Source organism: Rhizobium sp. BE258 (genome assembly GCF_031457345.1).
GTDB lineage: Bacteria > Pseudomonadota > Alphaproteobacteria > Rhizobiales > Rhizobiaceae > Rhizobium.
Map to the genome: position 1 here is coordinate 627,138 of NZ_JAVDWL010000004.1, position 15,850 is coordinate 642,987.

13 protein-coding genes are annotated in these 15,850 nt (G+C 57.1%); 11 read left to right on the forward strand and 2 right to left on the reverse strand.

The genetic code is table 11. The features are described 5' to 3' along the window. Positions 1-508: 508 nt before the first annotated feature. The gene (locus J2X43_RS17605; protein WP_162702750.1) at positions 509-646 is read right to left on the reverse strand and encodes a hypothetical protein; all 138 of its coding nucleotides are present in this window, start codon (positions 644-646) and stop codon (positions 509-511) included. 988 nt (positions 647-1,634) lie between these two features. On the opposite strand from J2X43_RS17605, the gene J2X43_RS17610 reads away from it, so the two are divergent. The 10 genes from J2X43_RS17610 (at position 1,635) to J2X43_RS17655 (ending at position 11,454) form a co-directional block, all read left to right on the forward strand. Next, on the forward strand, positions 1,635-2,123 hold the full coding sequence (locus tag J2X43_RS17610; RefSeq protein ID WP_310295792.1) for a hypothetical protein: 489 nt from the start codon (positions 1,635-1,637) through the stop codon (positions 2,121-2,123). Positions 2,124-2,217: 94 nt separating this feature from the next. Continuing rightward, on the forward strand, positions 2,218-3,009 hold the full coding sequence (xth, locus tag J2X43_RS17615; RefSeq protein WP_310295794.1) for an exodeoxyribonuclease III: 792 nt from the start codon (positions 2,218-2,220) through the stop codon (positions 3,007-3,009). Continuing rightward, positions 3,009-3,341 carry a hypothetical protein gene (locus tag J2X43_RS17620; protein ID WP_112517526.1) on the forward strand — a complete coding sequence of 111 codons (333 nt, stop codon included), beginning with the start codon at positions 3,009-3,011 and terminating at the stop codon, positions 3,339-3,341. The genes xth and J2X43_RS17620 overlap by 1 nt, the downstream gene beginning before the upstream one ends. Positions 3,342-3,438: 97 nt before the next feature. Then, the gene (locus J2X43_RS17625) at positions 3,439-4,137 is read left to right on the forward strand and encodes a DUF899 family protein (protein ID WP_112444222.1); all 699 of its coding nucleotides are present in this window, start codon (positions 3,439-3,441) and stop codon (positions 4,135-4,137) included. A gap of 524 nt (positions 4,138-4,661) precedes the next feature. Continuing rightward, on the forward strand, positions 4,662-5,648 hold the full coding sequence (locus J2X43_RS17630) for a DJ-1/PfpI family protein (RefSeq protein ID WP_310295797.1): 987 nt from the start codon (positions 4,662-4,664) through the stop codon (positions 5,646-5,648). A gap of 1,157 nt (positions 5,649-6,805) precedes the next feature. Further along, complete coding sequence (locus J2X43_RS17635; protein ID WP_310295799.1) at positions 6,806-8,593, forward strand: EAL domain-containing protein; 1,788 nt, start codon at positions 6,806-6,808, stop codon at positions 8,591-8,593. A 14-nt stretch (positions 8,594-8,607) separates the two neighbouring features. Continuing rightward, the gene (locus J2X43_RS17640; protein WP_162702752.1) at positions 8,608-9,030 is read left to right on the forward strand and encodes a PilZ domain-containing protein; all 423 of its coding nucleotides are present in this window, start codon (positions 8,608-8,610) and stop codon (positions 9,028-9,030) included. 295 nt (positions 9,031-9,325) lie between these two features. After that, complete coding sequence (locus J2X43_RS17645) at positions 9,326-9,700, forward strand: hypothetical protein (protein ID WP_310295800.1); 375 nt, start codon at positions 9,326-9,328, stop codon at positions 9,698-9,700. A gap of 420 nt (positions 9,701-10,120) precedes the next feature. Next, complete coding sequence (locus J2X43_RS17650; RefSeq protein WP_112390507.1) at positions 10,121-10,276, forward strand: entericidin A/B family lipoprotein; 156 nt, start codon at positions 10,121-10,123, stop codon at positions 10,274-10,276. 800 nt (positions 10,277-11,076) lie between these two features. Beyond that, positions 11,077-11,454, forward strand: a complete 378-nt coding sequence (locus J2X43_RS17655; RefSeq protein WP_112517533.1) for a helix-turn-helix domain-containing protein — start codon at positions 11,077-11,079, stop codon at positions 11,452-11,454. 1,091 nt (positions 11,455-12,545) lie between these two features. On the opposite strand, the gene J2X43_RS17660 is transcribed toward J2X43_RS17655, so the two are convergent. Continuing rightward, positions 12,546-13,046 carry a cupin domain-containing protein gene (locus J2X43_RS17660; RefSeq protein WP_310295803.1) on the reverse strand — a complete coding sequence of 167 codons (501 nt, stop codon included), beginning with the start codon at positions 13,044-13,046 and terminating at the stop codon, positions 12,546-12,548. 1,253 nt (positions 13,047-14,299) lie between these two features. On the opposite strand from J2X43_RS17660, the gene J2X43_RS17665 reads away from it, so the two are divergent. Beyond that, a complete protein-coding gene (locus J2X43_RS17665) occupies positions 14,300-15,709 on the forward strand; it encodes a peroxidase (RefSeq protein WP_112390510.1) in 1,410 nt (469 codons plus the stop codon). Positions 15,710-15,850 lie beyond the last annotated feature (141 nt).

Sequence of the window (15,850 nt, forward strand, 5' to 3'; positions counted from 1 at the left end):
GTGTATCTCGCAAATGGGTTCTGTTCGCGCGCTATAATCAACCCTGGAGGCAAATGTTCCGTGATGGCGTGCGGATTACCTCCACGCCCGTCCGATGTTCCATCAAAGCATTTCGCGGGCGAAGAAGGCTGCAACGGTCGAAATCGGGATCGTGATGATGCTGATCAACCCCCAGAGCGCGAACCCTGAACTTGGTCCGTTGAAACAGAAGGCGTTCAGAAGCGCGTTCCAACGAATTATCCAGGGCAACGATAGTCCAATCGAAATTCCAATCAGCCATACCATCACATGTCCTCCTCCAGGAGCCTGATGACAAAGGGCCGAGAAGAGGAATTCGTTCCAGCATCGCGCGAGCGAATGATTAAAAAGCTCGCCACGACATACAGGTACGTCCCACGAAATGCTCCCGGGTGGTCCGCCAGGTCGCATCAGCGCGGATAATTAATCACAAAAGGTGAACGGCGTCGCGTGACGCAAGCGTGACAACAGCACCAAAACAGGTTCCTGCTCACTCCTCGTCTTGCAGATATTCAACCTCTTGCTCGACGTTGATGAAGAACTCATCGATCATCCACATCCCAGCGAAGGTGAAGAGCATGATGGCGACGATCCAAGATAATCGTAGGCGAGACGGCAGCGTTTCCATTGTCTGAGCATGCTAAAGGTCGGATTTTCTCACAATTTGCCAATATGGATTACGCCTGCTGCAGGATGATTATCTCTCCCGTTCAAATGACGGCGAGCCGTTTTCGCTTTTCGCGAAAAACGACTCTCCGCGCTGGGGGCAAGTCGCGAGAGTAGCTCGCGGCTCCGGTGGTTGGACGGCTGGAACACGGACTGCGACCAACAGGCGGGTGGTTCGAAAGATGGGGTATTCCAGTCCGATGCGGCGACCATCGCCTCCGCGGACATCGGCCAATATCTGAGGAGGGCCGGTCCAGCTTCACCCAAGGTTCGCTCGTGCAAGCTGGTGGACGAACATTTCGACTACCTCCCAACGGTCATCCGTGAGACGCTTGCGAAGGCGACCGGCCGGTGGAAGACGGAATGAGCCAGAGCCATTCGATCGATGATCTTGATCAGCCCCAGAGCCTTCCGGGCAGCCGGTAACAGCAGCGTCAACGAGCTCGGGCCTCTCTAACGCCGGACGCGCGCTACCTCGTGGTGTGCGGCCGATTTTGGGGAACTGACCTGCCCTGAAGGTCAAACGTCATTGTTGGGCTCTCCTCGTTTCGCCTTCATGCGCCTCGCTACTAGAGATGGGTATTGCTTGCTTTGTCTTTCTCGTCGAGAATCTGCGGGCGCAAACTGGTGTGCTCTGCTCAAACCCCGACGGATCGTGTCGAAGTCGGCGGTCGGAAGACGCCCGGCCGCCGTCTCCCAAGTGGCGTTCGCGCCTCTTCCAACGCGGCCCTGTTCCGTTTCGAACACGTAGCTCGCCCCCCGGACCGGACGCCTTGGTGGTCGGGTGTTAGGAAATGATAGGTCGGCTGGTTCGTGTCGTCTGTGCGTATGCAGGATCGGCGGCGAAGGACTGGTTTAGCACCACCAGGTCAAAGGTGAGATAAAGTTTGTTAGGCGCGATGGAACTTAGGGACGACGCCGGACTTCCTTCCCCACAAAGGAGAACGGAAATGCCAGACCCTAAAAATTCCCCCGCGGTACGATCGATGGAAATCGAGCAGGAAGCCCAGCGCAAACGAGCTTCGAAGGGCGATCTCGAGACTGGGCTTGAAGACACCTTCCCCGCGTCGGATCCGGTTTCCGCCACGCACACCACAGTGCCCTCCGGTCGAACAGACACTGACGCTGCCGACCGCGTGAGGCAGAAGCCGGAAGGTGAGGATGACTATGCGCTGGTCGACGAGGCGCTCCGATCGACGGGCGAAGGTCGTCCTGCGTTCGACGGTGTCCGCGCCGGGAGAGATGGCGTTCGCGCTCTTGGACGGGACGTTGATCGCCTGGGCGACACCGCAAGCGAAATCGCCTCGGGAGCCAAGTCGCTCGCCAAGTCCGAAGTCCGCGGTTACGTGCAGGACATCGAGGCGCGGATCCGCGAGCGTCCCATCGCGGCGGTCGCAATCGTCGCTGCGCTCGCCTTCGTATTCGGAGCGACGCGTTGACGAACCCGACCCACTCGATGAGACTATAGTCGGCACTGGTCGACGATCTGCCGATGTTCACCGGACAGGCTCAAACGCTCTATCGGGGGATTTTTTGAAAATTGCCACGTACAATGTGAACGGCGTCTTGGGCCGATTGCCTGTCCTCCTGAAATGGCTGAAGGAGGACAGGCCCGACGTTGTCTGCCTTCAGGAACTGAAGACCGCCGATGATAAATTCCCACGAGAAGAGCTTGAGAAAGCCGGGTACGGCGCGGTTTGGAACGGGCAGAAGAGCTGGAATGGCGTCGCGATCCTGACGCGAGGTCAGAATCCCCATCTTACCAGAAAGGGGCTGCCCGGCGATCCGAGCGACGCGCACAGCCGCTATATCGAAGCCGCCGTCGACGGCATCCTCATCGGGGCGCTCTATCTGCCGAACGGGAATCCCGCCCCCGGCCCGAAGTGGGACTACAAACTCGCGTGGTTTCGACGACTTCAGGAATACGCCGCGGAGCTGCTCGAACTGGAGGTGCCAGTCGTGCTGGCCGGTGACTACAACGTCATGCCGGCGGATATCGACGTCTACAAGCCGGAGCGGTGGCTGGACGACGCGCTGTTCCGGCCGGAAGTCCGCCGGGCCTATGCGGATCTCGTAGCACAGGGGTGGACCGATGCCGTCCGGCATCTGCATCCGCACGAGCGCATCTACACCTTCTGGAAATACTGGAGGAACTCGTTCGAGCGCGACGCCGGCTTGCGGATCGACCACTTCCTGCTCAGCCCGGCCATCGCCTCGTCACTCCAATCGGCAGAAGTGCGCAGGAAGCCTCGGGGCTGGGAACACACGAGCGATCATGCGCCCGTCATGATCGAGCTTGATCTGGCAGCCCTGGTGCACGGCTGATGGCAGCGCAGAACACACCTCTACAGACACCTGACGGCCGATACATCATTGTGCGCGGCCGGCTCTGGCGAAAGACGAACCCAAGCCTCCCCGAAGAAACGCGCACTCGCTTGGTGGCGGAGCTGATGGCTGCTCGAAGGGCGGTAAAGGAAGCCGGCGACGACGATATGCGGCTGCGTGCGGTGCGCAAGGCGATCGATGCTGCGAAGATTGCGCTCGGCGAGCGGGGGCCGGTGTGGTGGGATGACGGCACGCCTGATCTCAATCGTCACATGGCAAAGACGACGTCTTATGCGGCTTGGCATCGACGAATGACAGGCGGCCGTCAATAACGGTCGAAAAAATCGGATCGACCTTGTCGGCAACGGCCCCCTTCATACGTCTAGTTATCATGTCACGTGAATAAGCGGAGCAAGGGAGAGACATGATATGAGCGAGTTAAGGTCCGCAACGGAACTGGCAGCGAAGCGCGTCAGCAGATTTCCGAACGAAACCGCCGAATACGCCGCGGCGAGAACGGCTCTCCTTGCGGAAGAGATCGAAGCCCGGCGATATCTTACCAAACTGGCAGAACAGCGCATGCGGCTTCCTCCTGGCCCTGTCGTCGAGAAAGACTATCGTTTCAAGGACGAAAATGGCCGCGAGCTGGCTTTGGCCGACCTGTTCGGAAAGCATCACACCTTGGTGACCTATTTTTGGATGTTCGGTCCGCAGCGCGAGAGGCCTTGCCCCATGTGCACGAACTTCCTAGGCGGCGCGAATGGGAACGGCGCCGACGTGAAGCAACGGGTTGCGTTCAAGATCCTTGGGCGCAGCCCGGTCGAGAGGCAGCGGGCGTTTGCGATGGAGCGCGGCTGGCACGACCTCGATTTCATAGAGACCGTCGGCGACGATTATGCCAGAGACCTCGGACTGCTCGACGACAAGGGCTATGAGTACCCGGCATTCACCGTTTACCAGAAGGACGGAAACACGGTTCGCGTTTTTTACAACGGCGAGATGCCTGCCGATGCCGCTGATCCCGGGCAGGATCCGCGAGGCGCTGTCGATATCGCACCCCTCTGGAATATACTGGACATGACGCCGGCCGGACGCGGCACGGACTGGTACCCGAAGCTCAACTATTGATCTGGCGGCTTCGACAGTCGGCGTAGGTGGCGCCGCCACGCCGGCGCGCCGGTGGACTAGCTGCCAGAGCGTCCGTCGTTGAAAGAGCAGGTCTTCTTTCGATATGCGCGCTTCTCTCAAAAGAGATCTTCAAGCTCCTCCAATCAGGCAAAGTCGGAAGCGGTCAAATTGCGATGGAGGCCGATCAGTTGGCTGCGAGGCGCGAAAGGCCGCCGGCCGGCGCGAGTTGCCCCAAAATGTAAACGAATTCCTTCAGTCAGCCAAAGTGATTCAAGGGTCGGCAGCGGCCATTGAAAACATCATGCCCAATGACCGCATTGGCGCGAAGCGGAAGACCGCAGTCGGCCATTGTGGATCTCTTCCTCGCAAATGTCAGAGATGGACCGTCTCTCGGTTGGCAATCACTCGATGCGTTTGACTTTGACGACCTGGCGGCACTGTGCGACTGTCGTTGGCCAGGACCGGCGTCGACGCAAAAATGCTCGTCGAGAGATTTGAGTCCTCGCGCGGCGAAAGATATCCCCATGCGGATTGTCATTTTCGTGCCCACGGACGTGCATTCACTGGAACTTGCCGGGCTCATGGACGTGTTCGCCGAAGCAAACGCCCGTGTTGGCAAGAACTTCTATGACGTTGCCATCACAGCAGAAGAAGCTGGCTCGATCCGTTGCGCATCAGGGCTCAGGGTTCTGCCCGATTGCACTTTCGATGCGTATCCAGGTGACCCAGACACGTTGCTCGTAGCCGGGAGCGCCGGCGTTCCCCGTTCCCCGGGCAGACAGGTTATCGACTGGTTGGCCAATACCGTCCCCGAGACCCGGCGCTACGGCTCCGTATGCACAGGGGCATTCCTGCTCGGCGAAGCCGGTTTACTCGCAGGCCGACGTGTCACCACTCACTGGCAGTTCGCGTCCTTGCTTGGCGAGCGCTTCCCTGAGGCGCAGGTGGAAAGCGATCGTGTTTTTGTCCGAGACGGTGCGATGATCACGTCGGCCGGGTCCAGCGCCGCAATCGATCTCGGGCTTTCTCTCGTTGAAGAGGACCTCGGCCGCGAGGCGGCGCTTTACGTTGCCCGGCGGCTTGTCGTGTTCCTGAAGCGACCAGGTGACCAATCGCAGTTCAGCGTGCATCTGGCGGCGCAGGCAATCGACCGCAGCCGTCTACGCAAAGTCCAGGAATACATTCTGAACCATGCTACAGCGGACCTTTCGGTCACCGCCTTGGCGAAAATCGCGGCGATGAGCGCACGGAACTTCACGCGCGTCTTTTCGCAGGAGGTTGGGATAACGCCATCCGACTATGTCGACCTGACGCGTATCGATGTCGCACGCTTCCTCTTAGAAGGGAGCCGGCTGTCGATCACGTTGATCGCAGAAAGATGCGGTTTTGGATCGGCAAGTGCGATGCGCCGCGCCTTCCTATCGCATGTCGGAGTGACGCCGTCTGATTACCGCGATCGCTTCCGAACGTCTGGCGAAGGAGCAAGATCGAGTTTGTCCGAAAACGGCTGATGGTTGCCCTGGAACCGCCTCGGCTGCAGGTTTCCCCAGCTTGGGTCGGAGTCCATGTTTATGTCATGGCAGACATTGAGAAGCTCCAACAGGTGGACTTTATAAAGCGCGCGCCGGGCCTTGCGTCCATTTCCTCAAGTGCGTGGTGTCCGTGAGCGGCGGCAGGCAAATATTCGGCACTAAAAAGAGGCCCCGCCGGGCTGCGCCCGCTCGTGCTAGTTGCTCCGCAACTTCGCCATCCCAGCAACCTTCGCGTCCACGCTACACAATTCGGATCACAAACAATCCTCTTTTGTCGTCACCGCTTGGGGCTTCGCCGAAAAGGTATTGGAGGTGACGTCACTTTGATACACGTGACGAAGCTTCTTAACGCTCTCAAGGGTCTGCCAACCCTGATCGCGCGAGTGGCATCTCACCCAGCCGACGCGAACGGAAGTGCTTTGAGTGGTGCGCAGGGGCAAGACCGCCACTGGACGAAGCTGTCAGCGCACAGTCGTTAGCTATATTCGGACGGCCATAAGAAGCTTGGAGCGTTACAACGCATGCAGGCTGTGGCGAGGACGTTTTGCTTCGACGTCACCTGATGTTTCGTCCCGCCAATCGGCGCGATCTCCGATCGGCGTTACTGTTTTAGTCCCGGCGACCCCGTGGTTCGCGCGTTGGCGATCTACCACCGGAAAACCCTCCCGATGAATATGTCTGCCGAATGAGCCGCGGTGCGACTGAAAGCCTTCATGCCGCGCCGTTCGGACCCGTCGTGGTGCCACGGCATCTCGAGTGGGAGCTCGAGCCTGGGATTTTACCAGTAAATCTCGGTAAACAGCCGCCGTGGGAGGTTTTGGCGCAACGCCGCAATTTCGATTGCGATGGTGTCGCGCTGTGGACATCCGTCTATGTCAGATTGACGTCGCGGGCTCTCTTTTTGAGGAGCCGGCTGTCAATCATATCGATCGCAGAAAGAAGTGGTTTTGGATTGCAATAAGCGATGCGCTCGCCTTCGTTTTGAGTGTCGGATTGACACCGTCTGACCACAGGGATCGCCTCCGGAAGTCTGGCGAAGGTGCAAGACCGAGTTTGTCCGAAAGCGGTTGATGGTTGTCCTGAGACGGCCCCGGCTGCACGTTGCCCCGCCTCGGCTCACAGTCCATGTTTCTGTCATGGAAGAAGTTGAGAAACTCAAACAGCCGGACTTCATGAGGCGTGCGCGGGGCACGGCCGACAATGGGCCTCTGAGCGCTGACGCCGTCAGGTCCATTCTTCCGACACTTGTCGAGGAAATGACGGACGGGATCGCCATCGCAAAGCGTTTAGGTGCCAATTCGCCGTTGCTCTACGTAAACAGGGCCTTCGAACATCTGACTGGATACTCTCGAACCGAGGTTATCGGCAAAGACTGCCGCTACCTGCAAGGCAATGAGCGTGAGCAACCCGAGATCGCTCGCATTCGCGCTGCGATCGGGGCGGCCGAGCCAGTGGACGAAACGTTGCAAAACTATCGAAAGGACGGTTCGGCCTTCTGGAATAGTCTTAGTCTTAGGCCCGCCTGGGTTGGGGACGAACTGTTCTACGTCGGAATACTGCGCGATGTATCAGCGCTTCGCCAAGCGCATATAGCGCTGGATCGTGTCGCAAACCTCGACGGGACCACGGGCTGCTTGAACCGTCAATCATTTATCCAAGCCGCCGAGGGACGCTTCGAAACCAATGCCGAGACGATCCTTCTGGTTGTGAAGCTGGATGTTGTCAGCTTTCATGATCTCAACACCGGATACGGTTTCGACGTCGGGGATGCTCTGCTCTGTGAAACCGGGCGGCGGCTGCGTGACATGGGCGCTGCACTAGTGGGTCGGATGGGCGCGAACGAGTTCGCCCTCGCCTTCGAGCTCCAGGATGAACCAAGTGCAGACCCGACGGTAAAGCTGGTTTCCGCGTCGCTCGCAGCCGACTTCGTGGTGGCAGGTGCCAGTGTCTCACTGCGCTTCTCCATCGGATATGCTGTAGGCAGGCCAGTGGGCAGTGCCATTTCATTGATCCGGAACGCCGGTACTGCCCTTCGGGCAGCCAAATCTGATCCGTTGGGTGGTCCGCGGCGGTTTCGCGAGTCCGACCACGAGCAAGCCAGCCGACGCGTCAGGATGACACGCGAGTTGAAGGTCGCGGTCGCGAACGACGAATTCGTGTATCACTTCCAGCCCCAAGTAGACCTAATCACCGGTGAGTGGCTCGGCGCGGAAGCCTTGATTCGCTGGAACCATCCCCTGTTCGGCAGCCAACTCCCCGGCGGCTTCATTGAGACCGCTGAGCGATCAGGTCTGTTACTTGATCTGACCGAACGGAGCCTGACCACAGTTGCGACGTTCGCCCGGCGGATCAACGCGCACCGCGACAAGGCACTTCGCTTTTCCGTGAACGTGTCGGCCGGGGAATTTCTCCAGCATGACATGGCTGAAATGCTAAACCGCGTCCTGCATCTGACCGGTGCTGAACCGGAGTGGCTGACCCTCGAGATTACCGAAAGCATGTTCCTTAGCGATACGCCCGGCGTCATGGACGCATTCCAGCAGCTGCGACAGATTGGAGTCGGTCTCTCAGTTGACGACTTTGGCACTGGCTATTCGAACCTGCGCTCCCTTGAGACGTTCCCAGTTACCGAAATCAAGATAGACCGAACGTTTGTCAGCGAACTCGCAACCAGACCCGCCAGGCGGGTGATCGTCCGCGCTGTTATCGAGCTGGGACGCGCCCTTGGCCTGACGGTGGTCGCGGAGGGCGTGGAGACGGAAGTACAGCGTGCAACGCTTGGCGAAATGGGCTGTCGGGTCGGCCAAGGCTACCTATTCGGAATCCCAACCGACGCAGAAAGCTTCGCAATTAACCTGGCACGGATGGGGAGCGAAGCAATGGACGCACCTGCACGTGCGTTACCAGTATCTGTCCATAAATGAATTGGATTCTGGACATGAACAGGCATTACTTAACAAAGATTGCTCCAGTAGATGCCAGAAAACACAAGCGCTTCAAATGCAAAGCCGCTGTGCGGCTTGCTTACAAAAAAACGCTCAAGCAGCCGATTTCATCGTGTCGTGCCGTTATGTTGGAGGTCTCGCAGGGAGGAGCGCTAATCAGCGTCTCTGCAGAAATACCTGAACACTTTTACATCGTGATTGGCAACTTCGAGTACTCCATCGGTTGTGCCGTAAAACGAAGAGAAGAGAGTCTTCTCGCAGTCGAGTTCATAAAGGAACAACCTCGACGCATTGTTGAAGCCTTCGCTCTCCTGAGATTTCCGCTGGCACCGTTATTCAGTTTGAAGGGCCTTTTGCGAAATGAGCTGGTACAACCAGTTGGTAGCGCTCTGCAGTGGGAGTCGCCGGCTGAATAATCTTGATGTTCTCGGATCGGGGTATAGTCGACACTGCGATCATTGCCCAATGAAAAGGAAAGTCTGAGAGCTTTCCGACAGCGGCGGCTACGGCGCTCGGGCGACGATCTCCATCAAAGTCGGTTGGCCGGAAAGAGGACCAGGTGACCTGCCAAGGACGCTGCAACCTCACGGCGGTGGCAATCATTGCGGCGTATGTCTTGCTCCGGTTTGCCGCGTTCGCTTTCAATCTGGACCTGTCGCCCGTAGCCTGCCTCCTGCTCGGCATGGTTCTGTAAGCCAGAGGACGACCGCAATGCTGATGATCCCGCTCACGCCGATCGAAATGATTGCCATCAATATGCGTAAGGCAATCGGACAAGTAAATTGTGTTCTTGGCCGGTCACAGCCTATTCAACCCCGAAACACATTAACGACCGGAAAACGCGTCTTGATAGAGGAAGTACTGGAACCAGACGGGTGCGATGCGGGTTTATCGTCACCAACAGAATGGAAGACCCACATGAGCGATAAAGAGCAGGCGCCGATGGTGACGTTTAACAGGATCGATAAGAGTGCCTACTTCTCGTTCAACGGGCGACGGTATGAACTGCAGGGGAAGTACAACAGCCTCGATGACGCTCGACAAGTAGCGGAGAAGCAGTGCCGCGCCATGGGCTGGAACGGTTAATTCAAAATTAACCAAAGCCGAGCATGCTTTGTGCTCTTTCCCCCAGGAAGTAGCTGGTATCTATCGGCCGCGCTCCCCAATGAGTGCGGCCTTCTTTTTGCGCTAACCGAGTAAATGAACGTGATACGCAATATCCGAGAGAACACGACCATTCTCGAAGTCGTCTTCACCCACGAGGGCGTCGAGCGATATGTCCATAAACTTGCGGTATTGTCTGCAAGATCTGTTGGAGCCGGCATCGCAAAGGCAGTCCAACAGTTCCAAAAAGAATGTCCCGGTGTCGCGCTTACTGATGGCGTCACCATCGCGCTTCGAAATGCGGACTTATCGTGAACTTCTTAAGCTGGTAAAAGACGGCCGATCCGGAACTTCGAGCGGTTTGCGAAGTTAGTGTTTCCTTAGGTGCAAAGGAAACCTCACATGAAAATCATAACTGCAATTGCCGCTGCAACGCTGTTGACTGTGGCGCTCTCTAGCTGCGGCAACACAATCCGCGGCATGGGCAAAGACACCGCCAATACGGTGGACGCTACACAGAACGCTGGCCACCGAGTGAACCGCGCAGCCTCGAACTAAGTGAGGCACAGATAGGGGGTGGGATTTATTCTGCACTCGCTACGCCTTTTGGCTGAATGGTATTAACTGCGGATCTCTTTATCCATCACTAGGTCGGGGCAGTAGAATAAGATGATCGAAACCCCTATATGCCAAAAGCCCGTCGCACCGGAATGCGACGGGCTTTTTTTGTCTAGGCCAGTTTGATGGCCGCATGTCTTTGCTTCCGGCATTTCCTCAACGAAGTGACCGCCAAGGCATCGGGACCGGAGCGAGTGAAGCGCCGGCCAGCCGATCTTTCCGCACGTGGCCGTAGCTGCGTGCGGGTTCAGTCAGGTGGCCTGAACCTATCCAGCGCAAAAACGCCGAGGCAACGCCACGCATCATCGAGGACTTGATCAACGGCGTCGGGTCGATAGGCGGGGGTGCCGTCCTTATCTGCGCAACAAGCGCCCTCGGAAGGTTCACGCGATTTTGCACTTCGCCAAGCGATGGAATTGCGTAGTGACAGGCGGAGCTTTTTGCACTCGTCGAAGATTCTCGAACCAATCGAACTCGTCGTGAACATCATAAGGATCACGCCGGCCACAGCCGTCGCCTTCAACAGGTCGCTTGGAAGCAGCGCTGGGCGGCCGAGCGTCGGCTGACTTGACGAGGAGCCGACGCCTGTCAACGTCTGGCAGCGGCTAAAACGAAGACTACCGACCAAAACCTCTCGCATAATGAGGGCCGACTGATAGAGTTGGCTTTTCTCAACCAATGGGAGCCGCGACATCGCTAACGTTAGTAATCCAGACCATAACCCACGCCGCGTGACCGACATGGATGCCCTCATCGGAATGCGCCTGCGGGTCGCGCGCCTTTCTGCTGGGTTAAGTCAGACAGTCGTAGCCGACCATCTTGGGATCACATTTCAACAGGTTCAAAAATATGAACGTGGTGCAAACCGCATTGCAGCCACGACGCTCAACAACGTCGCCGCCCTCTTCGGGGTTTCGATCCTCTATTTCTTGGAAGAGGGATCGGGGGAAGGTCCGGGCGAGGAGGTTCCGCTGCGTCCGAAGTCGACAGACTTGGCCATGACCAAACGGGGCCAGCGTCTTCTGAGATATTTCGCAGCATCGCCGGACAAGGTTCAAGACGCGGTCTTCAGATTGCTTCAATCCACTGGAGGCGACGAAGGCGAACGCGACGACTGATTGGCGGATGGTTTGATTTATTACCGGCGAGGCCGGCGTTGGCCACGCCGGGCGCAGTCGTCTAGATCGACGAAATCGACCATCCCGTCTGCCTTTCGGTCTCCAGCGTGTCCAGTAGAAACGCCATGAAAATCGACTGCCAGCCTTTGAATATGTCTACGGTACTTATCGTCGGCTTTCTCGGAGACCGAGTACCGACGATGGGCGTACCCTGATGCTAGCGCCTGATGGGCGTAGACATGCCCCAGGGCCGCACACCCATTCGATTCCGTCAGTGCAGACTCTGACGGACCGCAGCGTCTCTCATGGCTAGGTGTTCGGTAGACAGCGGGGCTTCTTCGCTTGCCCACACCAACATCGCCAGCGCGGCGATAGCCAGGTATCCCAGTTTGCTCGTTAACGCGCTACGCGCAGCTTGAGCACGGGTGCAGCCGGTCCTAGTTATCGAGTTCATTTTGTCGCGGTCGCTCCAGGTTCGTGCCATGAAACTACCCCTTTATGCAAGTCGGTCTAATCCCCAGATATGGGCTGGACCGGCAGAGCGCCCCGGCTGTGGGCTCAGTCTTCCTAGATTCAAGAATTTCGAACAGCTGGAAAGGTCTGCATTCTGCAAGACAGACCGCGATGCAGAGACGCCACTTCACCAATTTTGAGACGTTGCTTCCTAAAAATTGGACACGGATTGGTTCGAAATTCGAATTATTGACTATGCGGACAACTGAATAGCTGTCGACCACGACAATAAGAAATAGGAGTTTCAGTGGGTCTCAATGCTTGCTGTCGTCTGCGGGTCAACAAGATCGTGGCCAAAGGGGTTTGCAGCCACCAGAAGGGCTAAAATCAAGATCGCGGCTGACAAAGAGATCGCGGGAGATGTCATGCTGAACCCTAAGGGAGAGAAACGCGAACGCACTATCTATCGCGCTCACGGACGATAGCTTCCAAGTGTCAAGCATTCGTAAAAGCCAAAGGGTTGCCGACCCATCGAAGTCCTTAGACGTGCTAACGATCGCAACTTTCAAACCGACCAGATCTGGCGACGTTCGGTCCGAAAACAGCCTCGGAGTAGGGAGTCTCAGGCATCCAACCAACTAGATTAGCCGTGACCATGCGACGACAGCGGGACCGCTGGTCCCTTGCACGGGGTCAGTCTCGGGCAGATGTAGGCGGGCTATCCGGGCGCAAACTGCCTTTGAAGGCGGTGAAGTTTGGATGTCCGCTTCTTGTCCACTGGGATAAGCGCCGACTACCTCAAAATCGTCACTAGCATCAATCCGCATGTGGCCTGTGCCGGCTGGGAGAAGAACACAATCTCCAGCGCTCAAGTTGATTTCGTTCCCATCAGGCCCGCCGATCAGCAGCTTGGCGTGGCCTTTGCCGACGCCTAGCACCTCATGCGCGCCCGAATGATAATGCTGGTAGTCAAACACACCGTTCCGCCACAGTCCCGTCCAGCCATGCGAAGCAAACAGTCTCGCAAACTCCTCCGATCCATCCTTGGTGATGAAGACGCCACGGTAAAGCAAAACGGGAAGGGAAGGGTTGTTAGGAACCCACGCGCTCGCGTCGAAGATCAGTTTTTCGATGTCCACTTGCTGCCTCCGGCCTCCGTGGCTGACAACCTTGCAATGGCTGTCGCCGCTTTGCCCCGTGGTGACGTTCAAAAAAGGTTCCACGCTGCAACGGCGGCCGCGATCCAGAATAATCCACTGACCTCAGCTGCGATCAGATATCCGGCTGTCCGATCGTTCATGCTCTCCTCCATCACTCCCATATTGTGACAATGCAACATGTCGCGTGAAGGTTCCCCCGTCTAGGTCCTTAGCGAGGCCGCTCGCTGTCGATGCACCAGGCTACCGCCTCAAGTCACTAGCGCTTTAGTAGAATTTTGAAACTGAAACGCACCCATATCGCAAGGGGGACAAGTGCAAACCGTAATCCCTGCGTCACCGCCGTGGATCCAATCACTTGAGTGCACCGGCCTAGCTCGACTTGGCCGGCATGACCGAGACGGCCATCGGTCGTCACGCTTCAGCAATTCAAAAGAAAGCCCCGCTTGTGGCGGGGCGAGTCGCGAGAGTGACATAGCCGGCAGAGGAACAAGCCAGCGCCCCATAAACGCGGGTTGACCTGTATTGGTTCCTTGCAGGACCGTTCGACGAACATTCGGCAAAAAGAGTTGCTTCGAAAGTTTAGATAGGATCGCGCAAAAATTTGGCTCAGACCGCAGCCCAAACATCGTCAATGTGATAATGATTACGAGGACGCCCAAACCTCCAAAGGCGTTCCGTATGCACACACTGCTGACCGAGATTTCCATGTGGTCGCTGGAGTGTCATTGCGGCTTTGCAAGGAGAGCCGGGGACATCCTTTGTCTTTCCAACCGGGCCAGCGGATCACTACGCCCGCCCCCTATCGCCTTTTGCAAAGGAGTTGCCCATGCCTCCGCGTTCATGGGTGGAACGCGTCTCCACCGTTGTGCGATGGGGAGACCATGCCGAGGGAGGTCATTTTCCCGAGATGAAGCGCCCTGTAGAACTGGCAGAGGACACCGAACCCCATTTCGCGGACTGGGTCGAAGTGCGTAAAGACCTGCCTCGGGAGGTAGATTAAACACTATCTCGGTGTCCGGAATTGCGCCGATGCCCCGAGCGACAGCCGGAAAGTTCCCCGGGACAACACCGCGAGTTTGGTCCAGATCAGGTCAAATTCCCCTAAATCTCGAAGGGGGCTAGGTCTTTCCCGCTCATTGCAACTGGAAAATATAAACCCAGAAATCATAGTTGCGTTGACTCTAATACATGGTCAGAGCCTCCATGCGCCGTCTCTAATGGAGGAGCGCAAGATGTCAGTAACGTTGAACACGTCTATATCCTGGAAGAATGCAGCGCCCGACGATGCAACTATGCTGGATAGTCTACAACCCAACATCATAAAAGCTCACGTTCGGGAGTTTTTGACCCTACTCTTTCTCCAATTCGACGATCAAGCGGGTTCGAAGAGCTTTCTCAAGACTTTATCGAATTCGATGATGAAATCGGCCAAGCAACACCTGGACGAAATCGAGGCGTTCAAGTCAACGCCGCCTGTGGCTGGAACACCCTATGTCGGCGTTGGTCTCACAAAGAAGGGCTACGACAAACTCGGAATAACCCAGACACCGGGCGACAGTCTCTTTGGTAGCGGGATGCAGATGTCCGAGCTAAACGATCCCGATGCCAGTACCTGGGACCCGTACTTTGGCGATGACATTCACGCCGTTGTCCTTATCGGAGATATGCTCAACGAGACAAAGGTTGCTGCGCACGACCAAGTCGTCAACCTGATCAACAGCTCCTACGGCGTCAAAATTGTCGGCTCGCAGGATGGGTTGGGCCTGCACAACAACAACGGCCAAGGGATCGAGCATTTCGGCTATGTCGATGGACGCAGCCAGCCGCTCTTCCTCACAGAAGATATCGAGGGCGAGGAGAACGGGACCGATGGGACCGCAAACTGGAACCCCGACTTCCCGCTTGGCCAGGTCATCGTCGCTGATCCGGCGGCCCCCGATCCAACCGTGCATTTTGGAAGCTATTTCGTTTATCGCAAACTCGAGCAAAATGTTCGGCTCTTCAAGGAGGAAGAGGAGAAGCTGGCCGATCGGCTCTTCGGTGCAGAAAACGAAATAGCGGGAGCCATGGTTGTCGGCCGCTTTGAGGACGGCACCCCCGTCACTATGCAGTTCGAAGACGGAGTTGAATCTCCGGTGCCCAACAACTTCAACTATTTCAGCGACAAGAACGGCGCGAAGTGTCCGTTCTCCGGACATATCAGGAAAACCAATCCACGTGGGTCGGGCGGGTTCGAAGATCAGGATGGTGAACGCAAGCACCTAATGGCGCGACGAGGACAGACCTATGGCGTCAGGACTGACAATCCGAATGACGGCCGGATTGACAACAAGCCGGACAAAAACGTCGGCCTTCTGTTTATGGCCTTTAACAGCGATATCGGCAACCAGTTCGAGTTCACGCAAAAGAACTGGGCGAATAACCCAGGTTTCCCACGGGTGCCGGCCGGCTTTCCTTCGCCCGGTGTCGACCCCGTTATCGGCCAGATGCCGAGTGACGGCCAACGCCCAGACATGGAGGGAACGACTGAGTGGGGAAATCCCGCTGCCCTGATGACGACACCCGCTGTGCAGCGAGCCGTCACCATGAAGGGTGGAGAATACTTCTTTATGCCGTCACTGGCCTTCCTTAGGGCCCTCTGAGGTAAGGAGGTCAGCAATCATCGCCGACCTCCTTTTTTCACCACGGCTGCTGCGGTCTATCAAGGCACTCAACACAGCTCAATGCTGACAATAGGGCGATTTAAGCTAGGTGACCCAGGCCGCGGCATAAGCGTCGCCAAC